This is a genomic window from Streptomyces sp. NPDC086554 (assembly GCF_040686095.1).
In the GTDB taxonomy this organism is placed as follows: domain Bacteria; phylum Actinomycetota; class Actinomycetes; order Streptomycetales; family Streptomycetaceae; genus Streptomyces.
Genome location: NZ_JBFBJK010000013.1, coordinates 200,992 through 220,861 on the forward strand (window position 1 = coordinate 200,992; position 19,870 = coordinate 220,861).

The following is a 19,870-nucleotide window of genomic DNA, read 5'->3' on the forward strand; positions in this document are numbered from 1 at the left end:
GTGACACCGTGAACGGCTGTCGCGCCGGGGTCGCCGGGTCACTTTGTCACCACGCAGGAACGGGAGTTGGAGCGGTGGACCAGGAATCGGCACGGAACGACGGGCGTCTCCCCTCCGTATACGACCGGTTTGCCGGGCAGGCACGGGAGCGGCCCGACTCCCCGGCCGTCATCCAGGGCGACGCCCGGATCAGTTATGGCGAACTGCACGCCAGAGTCGTCCAGTTGTCGGGGGAACTCCTGGAGCGTGGAGTCGGTCCGGAGCAGGCGGTCGGGCTGCTCGCGGGCCGTTCGCCCGGCCTCGTCGTCGGTCTCCTCGCCGTCCTCCGGGCAGGCGGCGCGTACGTGCCGCTGGGCATCGATCTCCCTCCGGAGCGGCTGGCGTTCATGGTGCGCGACACGTCCATGAAACTCGCCGTCACCGACACCGAGCACCGACACCTCCTGGCGGACACATCCATACGGACCGTGCCTCTCCGCCCAGGCCCCCGGCGCGCGACGAGCACCTCTCCGCAGCCGGAGGCGCCGGATCCCGCACGTCTCGCCTATGTGCTGTACACCTCCGGCTCCACCGGACGCCCCAAGGGCGTGGCGGTGGAACACTCCGGCCTGTCGAACTACGTCCGCTGGACGGTGTCCGAGTTCTCCGAAGGACGTCCCGCCGACGCGTATCTGCACACCCCGCTCAGCTTCGACTTCTCCCTGACGAGCTTCTTCCTGCCACTCGTCACCGGCGGCACACTCCACCTCGCCCCGGAGCACCAGGAACCCGAGGATCTCGCCGCGGCCATCCAGAACCCGGCCTTCGACCTGGTACGCCTGACCCCCTCGCACATCGAGATGCTCACGGCCCGGCTCGGCGACCGGCGAGGGCTGCGCGGACCGCGACAGTTCGTCGTCGGCGGTGAGGTGCTGCGCGCACGCCAACTCACGACCCTGCGGCGGCTGTTCCCGGACTCGGTCGTCTACAACCACTACGGACCGACGGAGACCGTGGTGGGCCGCTGCTTCCTCCGGCTCGACGAGACCGCCGGGTTCCACATCGAGGAGTACGCGCCGGACGACCCGCTGCCGATCGGCCACCCCATTCCGCACACGCGCCTGACCGTGGACGACACCGATGAGGAGCAAGCAGCCCAAGGCGTAGGCGAGTTGGTCATCAGCGGGGCGGGCGTCGCCCGCGGCTATCTCAACCTTCCCGAAGCCACCGCCCGCGCGTTCAGTGCGCTGCCCGACGGCGAGGGGCGCGGCTACCGCACGGGAGATCTCGTACGCCTTGATCCGCAGGGCCGCCCGGTCGTCGTGGGCCGGACCGACGGACAGGTGAAGATCCGCGGCCATCGCGTGGAACTCGCGGAAATCGAGGCGCTGTTGTGCGCGATGGACGGCGTACGCGCGGCGGCGGTGGTGAAGGCCCGCGAGCCGCGGAGCGTGCTTGCCGCCTTCGTCGTCCTGGACGGGAGCGGCTTCTCGGGACTCGACTCGGGGCGTCTGCGGGCGGGACTCGAGGCTTCCCTCCCGCCGTACATGGTTCCTCAGCACTTCTCGGCCCTGGACCAACTGCCGCTCACCCGACACGGCAAGCTCGACCGCGTCCTCCTTCAGGACCTGTTCGAGAGGGAGACCCGGGCGCATTCCGGTCGTGCGAAAGCAGAAGTGGAAGCGGAAACGGAACCCGACGGCGGCGGGCCGGGAGAGGTGCTGCGCAGGGTGTGCGCCCTGTGCGAGCGCGTTCTCGGCGTACGCGACGTCCGAGCCGGTGACAACTTCGTGGACCTGGGCGGGGATTCGATCGCGGCGATCAGGCTGGCCACCGCCTGCAGGCGCGAGGGAATCACCGTACGCAGCATCCGTTTCCTCACGGCGGACAGCCTCGCGGACGTGTTCGGCGGGACACCGGTCAGCGACGCGCGCTGAGCAGGAACATCTGACCGGAGACCGTCGGATCGTGTGCCGCGCGGTCCCGGTCGAGATCCGCGAGACGGGCCAGGTGGTCGGCGTTCGTCCCTGCCGCGCCGGCGCCCGTCACCAACCAGTCGGGGACCGTGCAGAACGGTGTGGTGCGCACATCGCCGAAGCCCGCCGCCGCGCACTGCGCGCGCAGCGCCTCCCGCTCGGTCAACTGCCCCCGCAGCTGGGCCATTTCTGCCGGGGAGTAGAAGGACAGGAACGTCTGGAAGCGGCACGCGGGATCCCATGCGCTCACCACCAGGAGCCCGCCGGGCCGCAGCGTACGGAACGCCTCGGCGAGGAAGCGCTCGCGCTGGGCGGCGGACAGGTGGTTGACCGTGCCCATCATGCAGGTGACGAGGTCGAAGGAGCCGTCGCCGAAGGGCATCGCCGTGCCGTCCGCGACGGCGAACCGGCCCGCCGCCCACTGCTCGTCCACGCAGATGCGGACACCCGCGTCGCTGAGGTCGATGCCGTACGACTGTACGCCGAACCGGTCAAGGACCTGCGGGTAGCGCAAGGTGCCGCTGCCGACGTCGAGCGAGGTGCCCACGGCGGAGACATCCCCGACTGCGGTGAGCAGTTGAACCAGTTCGAGGCGCTTCTTGACGCTGTCGTGCAGGCCGGTGTGGTCGAACTGGACGTAGAACAACGCGTCGTATGCCGCGATCCGGGAGTCGGAGTTCCCGAGCAGACCACGCGCCTCCAGATCCCTGACGAGCGTCTCGGAGGGCGAAGGGGCCGCGTCCGGGGCGCTCGGGACGGCGCGCATCCGGCTTTCCTCGTGGTGCTTCCAGGCGTCCTCGTACGTGGCGTCCCAGGCGAGCAGCGTCTCGAAGCGGTCGGCAGCCTCTGCATGGCGGCCCTGCTCCTGCAGAGCCCGTGCGCTGTCGTACAGCAGGCTTTTGTCGTCCTCGCCGGGACCGCTCAGCGCGGCCTGTTCGTAGGCGATGGCCGCGGCGGATTCCGCCCCGAGACCCTGGAAGCACTCACCGGCCAAGTGCAGTGCTCGGGCCCGAAGTTGAGCGTCCCCGGCAGCCGTCTGGAGCAGCCCGATCGCCGCCCGGTACTCCCCTGTCGCGGCCAGCGCCCGGCCCGCGTCGAACGCGGCCCGAGGATCATCGGGGAGCGCAAGGGCGTCGTCCTTGTACGTCCAGAGCGTCTTCATCATCAGGCGGGCTCCGTCCCCGGGTCGTCGGTCAGAGCCTTGAGGGCTCGCTCGAAGTCGTCGAGCAGCTTCGTCATGGTCGACTCCTCGAACAGCTCGGTGCTGTACTCCAGGAAACCGGTGATCTCCCCGTCCGCGTCGGACGCGCCGTTTCCGTCCCGCACCGCCTGGCTCTCCTGCAGGACGAGCGCCAGGTCGGATCTGGTGGTGTCGAGGCCGACCGGGAACGGTGTGATCCGCAGCCCGGGCAGTTCGATGCCGGACCGTCCCGGCGTGTTGTTCAGCACGAGCTTGGTCTGGAACAGCGGGCTGTGCCGACGGCTGCGCGGCGGGTTGAGTGCCTGGACGACACGTTCGAAGGGCACGTCCTGGTGGCTGAGCGCTTCGAGCACCGTGCCGTGGACGCGAGAAAGGAGCTCTCGCCGGGTCGGCCTGCCCGCGAGGTCGACGCGCAGCGCCAGCTGGTTGACGAAGAAGCCGAGCATCTCCTGCGTCTCCGCCGCGGTCCGGCCCGCGACATCGGTGCCGACGGTCACCTCCCGCTCGCCCGTGTGGGCGCACAGGGCCACGCCGAGGGCGGTGAGCAGCACGGCGAACGGAGTGGCGCCGGACGTCCGGCACAGCCGCCGGATGTCGCCGACGGTCTCCGCCGGGATCGACACCGGGAGCAGCCTGCCGCTGCCGGTCGGCCGGACGGGCCGTCGGTGATCGGTGGCCAGTAGGGGAAGGTGCGTGACCCCGGCCAACTTGCCTTTCCAGTAGGCCAGTTGTGCGTCCATGTGGCCTTCGTCGAGCAGTCTCCGCTGCCATACGGCGTAGTCGGCGTACTGGACCTGCGGCGTGGCCGGTTCGGGCTCGCGTCCCTCGGCGAAGGCCTCGTAGAGCGCGGCGAAGTCGGCGTTGAAGAGCCCCAACGACCAGCCGTCGTGCACGATGTGATGCAGCGACAGCAACAGGACGTGGTCTTCCGGGGCGAGGCGCACCAGGTGGGCGCGCACGACCGGCCCTTCGGCCAGGTCGAAGGGCCTGCGGTACTCCTCCCGTACCAGCCGCGTCAGTTCGGCTTCCCGTGCGGTCCGGGGCAGGGCGGTGAGGTCGAGCAGCGGGAAGGGCACCGGCTCGGGCGGCCGGATCTCCTGCCGGGGCTCGCCGTCGGGCGCGGTGATCAGGGTCCGCAGCACCTCGTGCCGGGCGACGAGCGCGTCGAGCGCCCGGGACAGCGCGCCGGGGTCGAGCGGACCGAGGATCCGGTCGAAGACCGGCACGTTGTACCGGGGATCCCCCGGGTTCAACTGGTCCATGAACCACAGGCGTTCCTGGGCGCACGAGGCCGGAAGGACCCCCTCGCGGGGCACGGCGGTCAGGGGCGGCGGCACGGCGTCCGCTTCGGGTTCCCGCAGCGCGTCTACGCAGGCGGCGAGATCGGCCAGGGTCCTGTGGTCGAACGGGGCGCGCGCCGGCAGGGCGACGTCCAGGCGCTTGCGCAGGCGGAAGACGACCTGGAGGGTGAGCAGCGAGTGCCCGCCGAGACCGAAGAAGTCGTCGTCGGGCGTGACGTCACCGCAGTCGAGCAGCTCGCGCCAGATGTCGGCGACCACCTGTTCGGTACCGGTGAGTTCCCGGGCGGCCACTCCCCATACGGCCCGCTCCACGACCGCGGGATCCGCCGCGAGTCGGCGCAGCTGGGTGCGGTCGGCCTTCCCGTTCGAGGTGAGCGGGAGCTCGGGCAGCGGGACGTAGTGGGCCGGAAGGAGGGGTTCGGGCAGCCAGCGCCGTACGTGCGTGTCGATGTCCGGAATGGTGACGGCGCAGGCGCGGCGCCAGTGCGGGTCGTTGGTGTGCCGCCGTGCGTCGAACAGCTCGGCGGGCGGCGCGGCAGAGCGGTGCGTGGCGGCGGCCGTCAGGGACACGGAGGGGGCGTCGGCGCCCGCATCGCGGCGCACCAGGACGACGTCGTACACACCGTCGGACCGCCCTTCGAGCCAGCTCAGTTCCACCTCGTACCCGCACTGATCCGCCAGGTCCCACCAGTCCTCCGGGGCGCGGCCGTGCGGGGGCAGGACGCTGGCCCTGGCCCGGAGTTCACCCACGGAGGAGGAAGGCGCACGGTCCTCGATGAGGTCGCGCAGGGCGAGCGCCGCGCCGAGCCGGGCGTTGGGTACGCCGGTGAGGCTGAGCCGCTCGGGGCGCTCCCGCTCGATGAGGCGCAGGAGCTCGTCCGGCGCGAGGGGCGAGGTGGCCCAGTCGAGCACCGAGCCACCGTGCTCAGGCTCGGCCACCTCGGGCACCTCGGGCTCCTCCGAGCCGACGGTCAGGACGACGTCGTACCGATAGTGGTTGAGCTCGTTGTCATGGCGGCCGCGCTTGGGCAGGACACGGACCTGCGCGACCCGGGCCCAGCGAGCCGCGAGTTCCCTGAACAGCCGGGGATCGACGCACAGTTCCGGGTCGAGGGCGCTCTGGCGGCGGATCCTGGAGCGCAGTTCGGCGATGCGCATGTTCGCCGGGGCCCGGTGTGCCTGGACGGAGGTGTGGAACAGGTCGAGCAGCGGCAGGCTGCGCAGATCGCCGAGGAAGACGTGGCCGCCGTCGGGCACCGCGTCGACGGCCTGCCGGAGCACGTCGAGGAGGTAGTCGGCCGACGGGAAGTACTGGACCACCGAGTTGAGCACCACCGTGTCGGGTACCGGGGCGCCCGCCTCCGGGGTGAAGCTCTGGTGGGCGGGGGCCGTGCGGACCTCGACCCGGCCGGGCGGGAGGTCCATGGCGGCCACCGTGTCCTGTACGTACGCGACGGCGGGGGCGGAGAGGTCGGTGGCCCGGTAACTCCGGCACGCGGAGGCCATGTTGAGCAGGATCATGCCGGTGCCGCTGCCGATCTCCAGGACGTTGCGGGGCCGCAGGGCGCCGATGCGGTGGAGCGTGTCGTCAAGCCAGGCGCGCATCTGAGCCTCGTCCAGGGGCCGACCGGTGTAACTGCTGAGCCAGCCCGCCAAGTTGAAGGAGGCGTCGCGGTCGGCGGGCAGATCGCCGTAGGTGGTCTCGTAGAGCCGGCGCCATTCCTCGACGCGGTCGCCGTCCCAGTTCCGGTCGCTCCTCGACCCGTCCCGCAGGCGGACGAAGGCGACGATCCGTTCGTCGCCGGGCGCGCGGCTCACCACCTCGACGGCGCATTGCCGCACTTCCGGGTGGCTGCGCACCGCGGCCTCGACCTCGGCGGGTTCGAGCCGGTGTCCCCGCACCTTGACCTGTTCGTCCCGGCGGCCCAGGTACTCCAACTCGCCGCTGGGCAAGAGCCGGACCAGGTCGCCCGTCCGGTACAGCCTGGCGCCCGGGACGGTGCCGAAGGGGTCGGGCACGAAGCGTTCGGCGGTGAGCGCAGGACGTCCCCAGTAGCCCTGGCCCACTCCGGCCCCACCGACGCACGCCTCGCCCGGCACACCGACCGGCACCGGGCGCAGCGCCTCGTCCAGGACATGGACGCGCACGTTGGCGATCGGCCTGCCGATCGGCACCGGGCCGCCGCCGTCCGCCTGTGGTCCGCCGCCGTCCGCCTGTGGGCCGCTCCCCGCATCGAAGGCGGTACAGGCCACGGCCGTCTCGGTGGGCCCGTACTCGTTGATGATCCGGACCGCGGGGGTGCCCGCGCGCAGCGCGGACAGGGCGTCCTCGTGCAGGGCCTCCCCGCCGAGGATGGCCGTCCGGGCGGGCAGGGCGAGCGGTGCGCCGTCGGCGGACTGCTCTATGAGCCTCAGGTGCGAGGGCGTCAGTTTCACGAAGCTCAGGTCGGCGGCGTTCGACAGGAGGCCGCGCAGTGCGGCGTCGGGGGTGTCGTCGGCGGTCGGTGCCGGGAGCAGCACGCGCTGCCCGGCGAGCAGCGGCGCGAAGATGCTCGTCACGGTCAGGTCGAAGGCGAGCGGCGAGTGCACGGGCACACCCGTCCCCGCGGCGGCTTTGTAGTAATCCTTCGCCCACAGCAGGTAGTTAACGATGTTGCGGTGGGTGAGCATGGCCGCCTTGGGGCGGCCGGTGGAGCCCGAGGTGAACATGAGGTAGATCAGGTCGTCCGCCGACACGCGGACATCGAGGGCGGCCGATGGCCGGCGCGCGATCGCGTCGGCTTCGGCGGCCGTCCTGACGACTCGGGCGCCTGCCGGGTCCACTTCCACAGGCAGGGCGTCGGAGACCACAAGGACGGTGGCCTCGCTGTCGGCGAGCATGGCGTTCGTCCGGGACGGCGGATGCGTGCGGTCGAGCGGCACGTAGGCGGCGCCGGTCTTGATGATCGCGAGGAGCGCGGTCACGGTCTGGGGTCCGTGGTCCATCAGCACGGCCACCGCGGTGCCGGTCCTGGCGCCCGCGTCCCGCAGATGGTGGGCGAGCCGGTTCGCCGCCCTGTCGAGTTCTCCGTACGTCACGGTGTGGTCCGCGCGGGACACCGCGACGGCGTCGGGTGTGCGGGACGCCTGGGCCGCCACCAGTTCGTGCAGGGGGGTCGCGCAGGATTCGGTGCCGGTGTCGTTCCACTCGCTCACGATCCGCCGCAGTTCGCGGGCGGACAGCACCGGCAGGGCAGAGAGGCGCCGGTCGGGGTCGGTGGCGACGGCACGGAGCAGTTCGCTGAGGGAGTCGCAGATGCGGCCGACGGTGGCGGCGTCGAAGAGGTCGGTGGCGTAGTCGACCAGGCAGTCGAGTCCTTCGTCGGTCTCGAGGATGTTGAAGTCGAGGTCGAAGCGGGACGACTCGGTCTCCGTGTCGAGCAGCGCCACCGTCAGGCCGGACGGGTCACCGGTGACGGCGGGCGTGTTGTGCAGGGTGAAATTCACCTGGTACAGCGGGTTGCGCGCGAGGTCGCGCTCGGGGAACAGGCGCTGGGCGATCAGGTCCACGGGGACGTCCTGGTGGTCGTGCGCCTCCAGGCAGGTCCGGCGCACCCGGGCCAGGTGTTCCGCGAAGGTGGGCTCGTCGTCGAGGCGCACCCGGAACAGCACCGAGTTGGCGAAGAAGCCCACCAGGTCGTGCAGTTCGCTCTGCCGCCGGTTGGCGACGGCCCCGCCGATGAGCAGGTCGCCCTGACCGCTGTAGCGGTACAGCACGGTGGCGAGCGCGGCGAGCAGCGTCATGTGCAGGGTCGCCCCGTGCCGCACGCCCAACTCGCGCAAGGACTCGGTCAGTTCGGTGTCGACCACGAAATGGTGGGTGGCGCCCCGGTGACTCTGCACGGGTGGCCGGGGCCGGTCGGTGGGCAGGTCGAGCCGGTCGGGGGCACCGCTGAGGTGCGTCTCCCAGTAGGCCAGTTGGCGCGCGACCTCCTCGCCGTCCTCGCAGGCCGACTGCCAGCGTGCGTATCCGCCGTACTGCACGGGCAGGGGCGGCAGCGGGCTCGGCAGGCCGATCGAGAACGCTTCGTACAGAGTGGTCAGTTCGCGGCCCAGGACGGCGAGGGACCAGCCGTCCACGATGACGTGGTGGAACACCGAGAGGAGCACCGACTCCTCGGCGGAAAGACGCAGCAGCCGGAACCGCACGGGTGGGGCGTCCGCCAGGTCGAAGGGGATGCCGTGCTCGGCCGCGATGAGGCGGTCCGCCTCGGCGGCACGCCGTGCGGGCGGGAGTCCGCGCAGGTCGACGACGGTCAGCTGGACCCGTGCGGCGGCCCGGACGCGCTGCACGGGGACGCCGTCGACCAGTGGGAAGACGGTGCGCAGGATCTCGTGCCGGGCGGTGATCTCGTTCAGGCACCGGTGGAGCACGGCCGGGTCGAGGCGGCCGGTGAGCCGGAAGGGGTTCACGCTGGTGTAGCCGGAGTTCTCCGGCTGCAGCGCGCCCAGGAAGAGGATGCGGCGCTGCGCCGATGACACCGGTGCGTCACCGTCGGCAGGCCCTGCGAACAGGCTCAGCGGCGGAGTGATGCCGTGTTCGCGCAGCTGTCTGAGCAGTTCCGTGCGCTGCTTCGCGGTGAGGTTCTGTATCCGCTCGGCGAGTCCGGCTTCAGGCATGGTCCCCCTGTCGCTCCAAGGCGTCCACGAGCGCGCTCAGTTCATCCACTTCCGCACCGGCCCCTGCGGTGTCCGAGGCGGCGGCGATCGCATCGCCGAGGCCTGCGGGAGTGGGCTGCCGGAAGAACGCCTCGAGGGTTACATCGGCGCCGTAGCGCTCCTGTACGTGGGTGATGAGCACCGTCGCGAGCAGCGAATGGCCGCCGCACTGAAAGAAGTTGTCGTGCCGTCCGATGCCGGTGCAGCCAAGCAACTCCTCCCACAATGCGGCCAGTTCACGCTCTATGGGGCCGACGGGCGCGGAGTTGTCGGGCGGCTCCGGTACAGGGGCAGGGACAGCGTCCGGCGAGGGCGCGGCCGTGAGGCGGCCGTCTCCGCCTGACCGCACCGCGACACCGGTGGGCCGGGCGGGACCATCAGGAGTGTCCCGGCGGAAGAGTTCACCGACGGCTCCGGGCGGCGCGGGGTGACCGTAGGGGTCGCGGACGGTCAGCACTGCGTCGGCGGGCAGTTGCGCGAGGGCCGCCTCCCCGCGCAGCCCATCCGGCAGGACGTCCGGGGTGTACGGGCGTTCCTCGGCCAGCGGGATGTCCCGCAGGGCGCGGTCGGGCCGGTCGGCAAGATCCCGCAGTGCCCGCTGCCAGGCATGCCCCAGGGCTGCGACGGTGTCCTGGTCCCACAGCTCGGTCGCGTAGTCCAGGGCCGCCGACAACCGACCGGCCCTGTTCGTCACGGTGCACACCAGGTCGAAGGTGGTGACGCTGGTGGCCGCCTCGCGCATCCGGATGCGCAGCCCCGGTACGGACAGGTCGTCGTCCTGCTCGGCGATCATCTGGAACACGATCTGAAACAGCGGGTTCCTGTTGGCCCGTCGGGATCCGCCGTGCGCGGCGACCAATCGCTCGAAGGGTAATTCCTGGTGGTCGTAGGCGTCGTGGCAGGTCTCGGCGGTGGCTCGCAGCACGTCACGCAGCGTGTGGTCGTCGCGGACCGTGGTCCGCAGCACCACCATGTTCACGAAGGAACCGATCACGTTCTGCGTCTCGGGGCGGGCCCGGCCGGATGTGGTGCCGCCCACGGTGAGGTCGGCCTGACCGCTGTAGCGGTGCAGCGCGACATAGAAGCCGGCGAGCAGCGCCATGAAGAGGCTCGCCCCCTCCTCTCGGCACAGGGCGCTCAGCCGTCCCGCGAGCCGGTCGTCGAGCGGGACGGAGAGCTCCCGGCCCTGGTAGGAGAGCTGTTCAGGGCGCGGACGGTCGGTGGGCAGGGGCAGTTCGGGCAGGTCGCGAATGCGCTCGCGCCAGTGGGCGAGGAGCCGGTCGTGGGTGCCGGTCGCCTCGGCGCGCTGCTGCCAGGCGGCGAAATCGGCGTACTGCAAAGGCAGTTCGGGCAGTTCCTCGGGAGTTCCGGTGGCGTGGGCCCGGTACAGCGAAGAGAGCTCACGCAGAAGCAGGTCCAACGACCAGGCGTCGGCCACGATGTGATGCAGTGTTACCAACAGGACGGCCCGCTGGTCGGTGAGCCTGATCAGCGTGGTCCGCAGCAGGGGTACACGCCGCAGGTCAAAGGGTTCGGCGGCCTCCTGCCGGGCCAGGTCGGCGACCAGCTCCTGCTCGTCCACCGGGGCGTCCCGCCCGAGGAGGTTCCGCAGATCGACGATGCGCAACTCGGGCTCATGGTCGGTGACGATCTGCTGCAGCTGCCCCTCGTGGACACGGAAGCAGGTGCGCAGGCTCTCGTGACGGCGCACACATCCGCGCACCGCCGCGTCCAGGGCCACGGGGTCGAGGTCACCGGTCAGGTCGAGGACACGGGCGACCGTGAACACCCCTGTCCGATGGGCCAGTTCGTCGAGGAAGTACATCCTCGCCTGGGCGTACGACGCGTCGCTCACCAGGGCGGACACCGTTCGTCCCGTCATGCCGGTCACCTCCGCCCGGTCGTCGCGAGCGCCTCGGCCATGGCGACGGCGATCGTGCGGGGGCGGGTGAAGGGTTCCCTGCCGTGCGCGGTGAGCATGTTGTCGATGACCAGGACGTCGTCACGGGACCAGTCGAACCGCGTGGCCGCCGTTCGGTAGCAGTCGCGTACATGCGCCATGACGTCGTCGGGGATGTCCGCGCCGTCACCGAAGTAGCTCTGGTTGGGGAGGTCTTCCTCGCCGAACAGTTCGAGCATGCCCTCGCGGTTCTCCGGCGACAGGGTCGAGATGTGGAAGATCGCCGCGTGGTTGAACCACACCTCCTCCCCCGTCTCCGGGTGCCGGTGGACGGCATCGCGCACCGAGGACGTACGCAGGCCGCCGTCCGCACGCCACTCGGCGATGACGCCGTTGGCCGCGCAGAACCGCTCCACCTGCGCGCGGTCGTCGGTGTCGTAGACCTCCTGCCAGCTCAGCCCGAACTCGGAGCCGAAGTTGCGCACCACCTTCCAGCCGCGCCGCTCGAACTCCTCGCGCACGGCGGGGTCGAGGGCGCGCAGCACCTGGCGTGTGTCCGACAGCGGGGTCGCGCCCCGGCCGCCCGGTGGCTCGACGCAGTAGAAGTACAGGCTCATCGGCCAGGACACGCGGTAGGAGTTCTCATTGTGGAAGAAGATCTCTTCGTGCGGCGGGTAGTCGGTCGAGGTGTACACCCGGCCCTTGATGGTGCTGCGCGGCGACGACCGTTCCTCGTAGGGCAGCGGGGCCTCGCCGGACAGTTCCCGGACGGCGGACTCGAATCCGTCGACGCCGCCGACCGTGAAGCCGCGAAGCAGCACGGCGCCGTCGGTGCGCAGCCGCTGCCGTATCCCGGCGCGGTCCCTGCCGATCCGGCCGAGGATTTCCTCGCCCTCAAGGGCCTCGATGACGTGGGGCAGCTGCACGGCCGTCACTTCCGTCCTGCGGGCGGCTCGAACCGCAGCGCATCGGCGCAGAAGGCATGCCACTGCGGCGTCGCCGCGTCCCACAGCACCCCTTGGTCGGCCTGCACCGGGTGGCGTACGACGGCCAGGTCCTCGCGCAGATACACCACGGTGTCGTCGGGCAGTTCGCGCTGCTCCCCCGCCGCGGCTTCGGCCCAGCCGGCGAAGCCGCGCACGTCTCCGAGGAGACAGCCCAGGTAGTACGGCGTCATCCAGCGGCCTCCCGCTCGATCCGGCGGCGCAGGCTCAGCGGCCGCATGTCGGTCCAGACGGTCTCGATGTGCGCCAGGCACTCCTCGCGCGATCCGCTGTGCCCGGTGTCCTCCCAGCCGGCCGGCAGCGGCTGATCGGCGGGCCAGATCGAGTACTGCTCCTCGTGATTGACGACGACCCGGTATTCGGCCGGGTCGCCGCCGTGCGGTCCAGTCGTCACTCAACCCTCCTCGTACGCGATGCGTTTGCGGGCGACCGGGACGATCCGGTCGAGCGCGCCAGGTTTTCGGTCCGTACTGCCGTGTGCGGCGGCATCGGCGAGCAACTGCTCGACCAGCGGGGCGAGGCGGGCCACCGTCGGAGCCCGGAAGAAGGCCCGTACGGTGATGTCCACGCCCCAGGTGTCGTGCGCGGCGGCGATCACCCGCATCACCATCAGCGAGTCACCGCCGTGGCTGAAGAAGTCGTCGTTGACGCCGATGTCCGCGCGCCGCAGCACGCCGCGCCACAGATCGAGCAGGGTGTGCTCGACCGGGGTTCGGGCGGGCCTGCCGGTGCCGGGCGGCGCGACCTCGGCGCCGCCCGCACGGGGCAGCGCGGCGCGGTCCAGCTTGCCGTTCGGGGTGAGCGGTAGCTCGGGGAGCAGCACCAGGCGGTCGGGCAGCATGTACAGCGGCAGGTGCTCGCGCACCACGGCGTGCCAGTCCACGCCTTCCTGCCCCGCACTCGGTACGAGGTAGGCGTGGACGCGCCTCGTGTCCTGCTCCTCCTCGGTGAGGACGACGGCGTCCCGAATGCTGGGTGAGCGGCGGAACGCGGCCTCGATCTCGCCGAGTTCGACGCGGTAGCCGCGCACCTTGAGCTGGTGGTCGCGGCGGCCGAGGAACTCGATGCGCAGGCCGTGCGGCCCGTGCCGGTAGCGGCCGCGGTCGCCCGTCCGGTACATCCGCGCGCCGGGCCGGGTGGCGAAGGGGTGCGGCACGAAGGCGTCCGCGGTGCGTCCGGGGGCGCCGAGATAGCCGCGGGTGAGGCTGGGGCCCGCTATGTACAGGGTGCCGGGCACGCCCGGTGGCACAAGGCGCATCCGGTCGTCGAGGAGATAGGCCTCGGTGCCGGGCAGCGGGGTGCCGATGAGCACGGACCGGGTGTCCGTGTCCTCGGCGCCGACGGTGAAGTAGGTGCTGTCGATGGTGCCTTCGGTCAGGCCGTAGCAGTTGACGACATCCGTGGCCGGTCCGCACAGTCGGCGGATCCGCTCGAGCTCGTCGGCGGGGAAGGTGTCGGAGCCGACGATGAGCAGCTTGAGGAAGGCCAGGTCCTGGCCGCTCTCGGCGATGTGCGCGGCCAGCGTGCGCAGCACCGTGGGCACGAAGTCGGCCACATCGACGCCCTCGTCGCGCATCAGGCGAAGGAGCCGGGCCGGAAGGAGCAGCGTTTCGCGGGGGCAGACCACGAGGGTCGCGCCGGAGCCCATGCAGCGGACGAGCTCGCCGAGGTAGCCGTCGAAGCTGAAGTTGGCCATCTGCAGATGGCTGCGGATCCGTCCGCGCAGCGCGAAGGCGTGCTCCCACGCGAGCTGGATGCGCCGCAGCGAACCGTGCGTGGCCATGACGCCTTTCGGGCGCCCGGTCGAGCCCGACGTATACATGACATAGCAGAGGCTGTCGGGGCCGAGCCGCCGCTCGGGCCGGGTGCCCGGGAAGTGCCCGGGGGCGGCGCCGTCCGGGCCGGCGACCACGCTGCGTACGGGATCACCGGCCAGGTCGGTGACGAGCCCCTCCTGCGTGACCACCACCCCCACCCCGGCGTCGGCGACGATCATCGCGCGGCGGGCGGCGGGGCTGTCGAGGTCCAGCGGCACATGGGCGGCGCCCGCCTTCCACACGGCGAGGACGGCGACGACGCTCTCGGCGGAGCGCTCCATGTAGATGCCGACGCGGGACCCGGGTGTGACGCCCTCGCCGCGCAGCCGGTGAGCCAACCGGTTGGCGGCGCGGTCGAGTTCGCCGTAGCTGAGCCGGGTGCCGCCGTGCACAAGCGCGGGCGCGTCCGGCGTCCGCTCGGCCCACTGCTCGAACACGTCGAGGACGCAGTCATCGGCGGGCGCGACCGTGGCGCCCGTCGCGGCGTCGAGCAGCAGCGCGCGTTCCTCGGGGCCGATGGCACCGATGAGCCCGACGGGCTGCTCGGGGTCGAGGGTCATGTCGTCCAGGACGGACTGCCACAGGCCCAGCAGCCCGTCGATGGTCTCGGCCCGGTAGAGATCGCTGTCGTACTGGGCGAGTACGTCGGTCTGCCCCTCCTCGGCGAACACGTCGACGGTCAGGTCGAACTTGGCGACGCCGATCTCCACCTCCTCGGCGCGGGCGGTCAGGCCTCCGGGTCCCCTGCGGGTGGAGGGCGTACCGATGTACTGGAAGGTGACACCGAAGAACTGGCTGTCCCCCTCGGCGCGTTCGGTGCCGAGCGCCGAGACGATGTCCTGGAAGGCGACCTCCTGGTGCTCGTACGCGCCCAGGCAGGTCTCCCGCACCCGGGCAAGGGCCTGCCGCACGGTCGGGTCGCCGGACAGGTCGGTGCGCAGGGCGAGCATGTTGAGGAAGGGCCCGATCAGCAGGTCGGCGTCGACCTCCTCCCGCAGGGCGCTCGGCGTGCCGACCAGGACGTCGTCCTGGTCCAGGTGGCGCGAGAGCGTGATCGCGAAAGCGGTCAGCAACACCATGAACGGAGTGACGCGCTCAGCTCGCGCCAACTTCCCGACACGGCTCATCAGTTCGGGATCGAGCGTCCGGCGCGCGGCGGCAGCGGGCGGGGTGAACCGTTCGGGAGGTGTGCGGTCCGGGGGCAGCCGCCGGGCGTCGCTGATCCCGGACAACCGCTCGCGCCAGTAGGACAGTTCCGCTTCGTATACGGGGTCACCCTCGCGCAGGTGCCGACGCCGGGCGACGAGATCGGCGTACTGCGCGGGCAGCGGGGCGAGGTCCGGGGCGCGGAACTCGGCCTGGGCGGCGACGAGTTCGAGGAACTCGTCGAGGAAGACCTGCCGGGACCAGCCGTCACAGATGATGTGATGCCAGTTGAGCAGCAAGGTGTGGTCGTCGTCGGCCGAGCGCAGCAGCACCGTGCGGATCAGCGGGCCGGTCTCCAGATCGAAGGGGCGCCGGGCGTGCTCCTCGGCGAGGCGGTGAGCCTCGGCGGCACGGAGCTCAGGGTGCAGCCCGGTCAGGTCGATCAGTGCGGTGGTCACCGGCCGTACGGGCCCGACGCACACCCGTGGGACGCCGCCGTCGGCCGGGAAGCGGGCGCGCAGGACGTCGTGCCTGCGGACGATCTCGCCCACGGCACGGGCGGCCGCGTCGGGGTCGAGCGGTCCGCTGAGACGGATCGCCGAGCACGCGTTGTACAGCGCGGTGCCGGGGTGCATCCGGTCCAGGAACCAGAAGCGCTCCTGGACCGAGGACAGCGGGCCGCCGCCGGACGACGCATCCTCGCCGGGCAGCGCATCCCCGCCGGACCGCGCGCCTCCGCCGGACAGCCGTTCCTCGTCCGAGGACTGCGCGCCTCCGCCAAACGGCGCGTCCTCGCCGGACACCGCAAGCCCGCCGGACAACCGCTCCTCGTCCGAGGACAACGCCCCTCCACCAAACGACGCATCCTCGCCAGACACCGCAGCCCCGCCGGACGACCGTTCCTCGTCCGAGGACAACGCCCCTCCACCGGACACCGCAAGCCCGCCGGACAACCGCTCCTCGTCCGAGGACAACGCGTCTCCGCCGGACCGCGCGGGCCCGGACACGTGCCGAGTGCCGTCGGTGCCGAAGCTCATGCGACCTCTCCTGCCGGGCGGTCGGCTGCGTGGGGACCGGCTTGGGGCCGGGTGATGCCGGTCAGCGTCCCGGTCAGTGCGATGGCCAGAACGATGACCCCGATGACGAGACAGACCGTGGTGACGCCGGCTCCGGCGGCGGCCGCGGTGGTGATGGCCGCGCCGATCGGCCCCAGCGCCGTATGGATGGTCCAGAACGAGGACGTGACCCGGCCGAGGAGATGGCTGGGAGTCACCTCCTGACGCAGTGACATGGAGGAGATGCCGGCGATGCCGGTGCACATCAGGGTGACCGTCATCAGCACGGCGATCACCGGGACGCTCCCGGACAGGCCGATCCCGGCGACGGCGAAGCCCGCAAGCGAGAACGCACTGATCCAGGCCACGCCGAACCCGAGCCGTTTGCGTACGCGGGCGACCGCCGCGGAGGCGATGAACGAGCCGACGGTACCGGCCGTCAGCACCCAGCCGACCGTGGTGTCCGGGTGGCCGAGCTCGTCCTTGACCAGGTAGATGACGAGGTCGGTCAGGCCGTAGATGAGGAAGGTGATCAGCGAGAGGAGCAGCGTCAGCGGCCGCAGCACGGGGTGTGCCCACAAGAACTTCGCCCCGGCCAGGAACTCGCCCCGGATGCTGCCGTGTTGGGGGGTGTCGGACCGCCGTGGCCTGCCGTCGAACTTGACGAGCAGAACGCCGAGCGCGGAGACGGCGAACGTCGCGGAGTCGATGCCGATCGCGGCGGCCGGACCCGCGGACGAGGCCACGAAGCCCGCGAGCGCGGGTCCGGCGACGCTGGCGACCGCGTACGTCGCGTACAGATGGCCGTTGGCCTTGGTGATCTGGTCCGGCTGGACGATGGCGGGCACCACGGTGACATAGGTGACCTGGAAGAGCATCGAGAAGCAGCCCGCGATGGGGACGACGGTATAGATCAGCCAGAGCGGTGACGCGAAGATCCATGCCAGCGGGATCACCAGGTAGAGCAGACAGCGCGCCCCGTCGGCGAGCATGAGGAGCCGTCTGCGGTCGAAGCGGTCGGCGATGACGCCGGCGAACAGGCCGGTAAGGATCGACGCGACACCGGTGAGCCCGGTGACGAGGCCCATCTGGAGGACCGAACCCGTGGTGTGAAGGACGAGCAGCGGCAACGCGACATACGAGAAGGAGTCACCGAGCGCGGAAAGAGTCTGAACGCCTAAGAAGATTCGGTATGCGGGGTTGCTCCATAAAGAGGGCGAACCACCCCCCGTACCCGTCGGCCGTGCCTGATCCTGGTCCTCGGACAGTTCACCTGACGGCACGGGTTCCCCCTATCCAGATCCGCCGATGGGCAGTACACCACACGCCCCAGAGGGCGTCAAGGACCCCTCGCGCAACATGTCTTGATTCAACTTCTTGACGTCAATCTAACCTGCATGCTAGAAATTCGATTTCGCTTGGATCGTCTGTGCGCAGCCCCAGTCCCCTCTTCCTTGGAGAGAAATTGCGGGTCGCTTTTGTGCATACCCCCATGTCTACCGTCCCTATTGCGCAGCGCAAAGATTTCTGGCGGAACTTCGACATCCAATACCATGCGGCACATCCAGGGCTCGACCACATGAGAAAGAACATGTGGGAGCTTCCACATTGGATGCATTGGCTGGGCGGAGTGCTCGTCGCGCACGGCTACAACGACATCGACGTGGTCGACCTGTACACCGACCCGAACACGTTCACGCGACCGGGACAGCTGGCCGTGGACGCCGTCGAGTCGGCGTTGCGCGAGCATCCGGCAGATGTCTTCCTCTTCTCGCCGATGACCGTGAACCTCTGCTTCGCGTACGAGATCTCGGACGCCGTGAAGCGGATCCATCCCGCGGCCGCCGTCGTGTACGGCGGCGTCGTCGCCACGCCGCTCGCGCACGAGGTGGCCGCCCACCCGAGCGTCGACTACGTCGTGGTCGAGCGCGGCGAGCAGGCCCTGCCCGCGCTCCTCGACGCCCTGGCCGACGGAAGCGACGTCTCCGGCGTGGGCAACCTGGTGCACCAGCGGCCCGACGGCACCACCGCGCGGACGACGCACCGCTATCGGGACCTGCACCCGTCCGAGATCCCCTTTCCCAAGGTGGACCTTTTCCCTGCGAGTACCGGCGAAGACATCCGCTATTTACGCCAGGTCTACGCTCTGGGCTGCCCCTACAAGTGCACGTTCTGCACCATCCAGACCATCGGCCAGCGCCCCGACTATTTCCCACTGGACCGCGTCCTCGAAGAGATCCGCGCCTATCGGGCCCGGTACGGACGCCGCCACAACATCTACTGGGGCGACGAAACCTTCACCCTGCACCCGGACCACACCCTCGAACTCCTTGAACTCCTGGAAAAAGAGGGTGACATCAATTACGACTGCCAGACCCGGCTGAATTGTCTGACCGATGACCGCATCTTGCGCAAACTGAAGAGCAGCGGCTGCCAATGGGTCGAAATAGGCCTGGAGACCGCCTCGCAGGAAAGCCATGAGACGCATAAGCATCACATGAAGTTGAGCGCGACCAGGGAAACCCTCAAGAAGGTCAGGGACGCCGGGCTCGCCGCCTGCTCCTTCACCGTGAATGGCTTTCCCGACCAGAGCCCCGACGACATGCGGCGCAGCATCGACTGGGTGTGCCAACTGCTCGACGAGGACTTGCTGCAGGCGACGTATCTCTTCGGCCTCGTGCCGTACCCGGGAAGCGCCATGTTCGAGACTCCTGAGCGTTTCGGGATGAAGCTTCTCCACCGCGACTTCAGCCTCTACCACGAGGACCTGCCGCCCGTCTTCACCACCGACAAGGCCACCCCGGACCAGGTGTACGACGTGTTCCTGGAGGGTCAGGAGCTGTTCGCGCAAGCCATGGACAAGACGCCGTACTTCGGTTCCGCGCCGACCCCCGGCACCGCCGACGAGTACGGCACCTTCTGGGCCGATGCTCACGTATAGCCTTCCGCGGCCTCGGACAGACGGGAGCACCATGACTTCTTCTCGATGGCAGGTACTGCGGGACGGCGACGCGGGCCTGATCCTCACGGTGGCCTTCGACGCCGGACGCGGGGATGCCCGGTTCGCCGACCTGGCGTCCTTCCTCGACGGGCGCCGCGTACTGGAGGGCGTACCGAGGCGGAGCACGGTCGCGGACCTCGTGGAGCACGGGGCCGGGGAGTACGTGACGCCCTGGCTGGCGGAGATCAAGGAGCGCGGGCAGCCGGTGCGGGCCGTGCTCGGGCACTGCGCGGGGAGCGGACTCGCCCGCGAACTGGCCGACCGGTTAAGGATGTTGGGGCTCGGCACGCCGTCCCTCCTCACTTTCGATCCGATCGTGGCCGAAAGCCGCACCCTGGGCGAGGAGTACCGCACCGCTGTGCGCACCCTCGCCGCCCAGCTCTCCCCGCAGGACCTCGAGACCGCCCTCGCGGCCGCCCAACCCTGCGATGCCGAACCCTCGGCGACCGGCGCGGCCGTTCTGCCGCTCGCCGAGGCGCTGGAAGCGGCCTACCGGACGGCGGTGGCCGCCGCCTGCAGCCGGCTCTCCGTCGCCCCCGCGGTGCAACAGCAGCTCTCCGACCGCTTCTCCCACTACCTCGCCTACCTCGCCGCGGCGGCCTGGACGCACGCCGGTGAGCCGCCGCCGGACGCGCCGCCCGCGACGACCGTCCTGTCCGCCACCGGTGGCGTCGGCACCAGCGGCGCCGACCCGCGCGGCACGATCACCCGCTTCGGCGCGGACCGGACCCGCCTCCTCGCGGACCCCGAAGTCGCGGCGTACGTCTCCCGTGTGACGGGCGGGTGACGCTC

General features: G+C 70.6%; 11 protein-coding genes. 3 read left to right on the top strand and 8 right to left on the bottom strand.

Going from position 1 to position 19,870, the window contains the following annotated elements:
• Positions 1-74: 74 nt before the first annotated feature.
• On the top strand, positions 75-1,916 hold the full coding sequence (locus AB0O76_RS23115) for a non-ribosomal peptide synthetase (RefSeq protein ID WP_365494320.1): 1,842 nt from the start codon (positions 75-77) through the stop codon (positions 1,914-1,916).
• On the opposite strand, the gene AB0O76_RS23120 is transcribed toward AB0O76_RS23115, so the two are convergent.
• Genes AB0O76_RS23120 through AB0O76_RS23155 form a run of 8 tightly spaced genes read right to left on the bottom strand, consistent with a single transcriptional unit; the run spans position 1,900 to position 17,360 of the window.
• Positions 1,900-3,120: a class I SAM-dependent methyltransferase gene (locus AB0O76_RS23120; protein WP_365494323.1), complete on the bottom strand. Its 1,221-nt coding sequence runs from the start codon at positions 3,118-3,120 to the stop codon at positions 1,900-1,902. The genes AB0O76_RS23115 and AB0O76_RS23120 overlap by 17 nt on opposite strands.
• The gene (locus AB0O76_RS23125; RefSeq protein ID WP_365494326.1) at positions 3,120-9,116 is read right to left on the bottom strand and encodes an amino acid adenylation domain-containing protein; all 5,997 of its coding nucleotides are present in this window, start codon (positions 9,114-9,116) and stop codon (positions 3,120-3,122) included. Before AB0O76_RS23125 ends, AB0O76_RS23120 begins: the two co-directional genes overlap by 1 nt.
• A complete protein-coding gene (locus AB0O76_RS23130; RefSeq protein WP_365494329.1) occupies positions 9,109-11,037 on the bottom strand; it encodes a condensation domain-containing protein in 1,929 nt (642 codons plus the stop codon). The genes AB0O76_RS23125 and AB0O76_RS23130 overlap by 8 nt, the downstream gene beginning before the upstream one ends.
• A 5-nt stretch (positions 11,038-11,042) precedes the next feature.
• Positions 11,043-11,981 carry a TauD/TfdA family dioxygenase gene (locus AB0O76_RS23135; protein WP_365494332.1) on the bottom strand — a complete coding sequence of 313 codons (939 nt, stop codon included), beginning with the start codon at positions 11,979-11,981 and terminating at the stop codon, positions 11,043-11,045.
• Between the two features lie 5 nt (positions 11,982-11,986).
• On the bottom strand, positions 11,987-12,232 hold the full coding sequence (locus tag AB0O76_RS23140; RefSeq protein WP_365494335.1) for a hypothetical protein: 246 nt from the start codon (positions 12,230-12,232) through the stop codon (positions 11,987-11,989).
• Positions 12,229-12,453 (bottom strand): MbtH family NRPS accessory protein, encoded by a 225-nt coding sequence (locus AB0O76_RS23145; protein WP_365494338.1) that lies wholly within the window; start codon positions 12,451-12,453, stop codon positions 12,229-12,231. Before AB0O76_RS23145 ends, AB0O76_RS23140 begins: the two co-directional genes overlap by 4 nt.
• On the bottom strand, positions 12,454-16,059 hold the full coding sequence (locus tag AB0O76_RS23150) for an amino acid adenylation domain-containing protein (protein ID WP_365494341.1): 3,606 nt from the start codon (positions 16,057-16,059) through the stop codon (positions 12,454-12,456).
• The gene (locus AB0O76_RS23155; RefSeq protein ID WP_365494345.1) at positions 16,056-17,360 is read right to left on the bottom strand and encodes an MFS transporter; all 1,305 of its coding nucleotides are present in this window, start codon (positions 17,358-17,360) and stop codon (positions 16,056-16,058) included. Before AB0O76_RS23155 ends, AB0O76_RS23150 begins: the two co-directional genes overlap by 4 nt.
• A 329-nt stretch (positions 17,361-17,689) precedes the next feature.
• On the opposite strand from AB0O76_RS23155, the gene AB0O76_RS23160 reads away from it, so the two are divergent.
• Positions 17,690-19,018 carry a radical SAM protein gene (locus AB0O76_RS23160; protein WP_365494348.1) on the top strand — a complete coding sequence of 443 codons (1,329 nt, stop codon included), beginning with the start codon at positions 17,690-17,692 and terminating at the stop codon, positions 19,016-19,018.
• Between the two features lie 31 nt (positions 19,019-19,049).
• Positions 19,050-19,865: a hypothetical protein gene (locus AB0O76_RS23165; protein WP_365494351.1), complete on the top strand. Its 816-nt coding sequence runs from the start codon at positions 19,050-19,052 to the stop codon at positions 19,863-19,865.
• The last annotated feature ends 5 nt before the right edge of the window (positions 19,866-19,870 follow it).

Coding starts and splice junctions, on each gene's coding strand:
- AB0O76_RS23120 (WP_365494323.1), bottom strand. CDS start 3,120: ATGATGAAGACGCTCTGGACGTACAAGGACGACGCCCTTGCGCTCCCC.
- AB0O76_RS23125 (WP_365494326.1), bottom strand. CDS start 9,116: ATGCCTGAAGCCGGACTCGCCGAGCGGATACAGAACCTCACCGCGAAG.
- AB0O76_RS23130 (WP_365494329.1), bottom strand. CDS start 11,037: ATGACGGGACGAACGGTGTCCGCCCTGGTGAGCGACGCGTCGTACGCC.
- AB0O76_RS23140 (WP_365494335.1), bottom strand. CDS start 12,232: ATGACGCCGTACTACCTGGGCTGTCTCCTCGGAGACGTGCGCGGCTTC.
- AB0O76_RS23150 (WP_365494341.1), bottom strand. CDS start 16,059: ATGAGCTTCGGCACCGACGGCACTCGGCACGTGTCCGGGCCCGCGCGG.
- AB0O76_RS23160 (WP_365494348.1), top strand. CDS start 17,690: ATGCATTGGCTGGGCGGAGTGCTCGTCGCGCACGGCTACAACGACATC.
- AB0O76_RS23165 (WP_365494351.1), top strand. CDS start 19,050: ATGACTTCTTCTCGATGGCAGGTACTGCGGGACGGCGACGCGGGCCTG.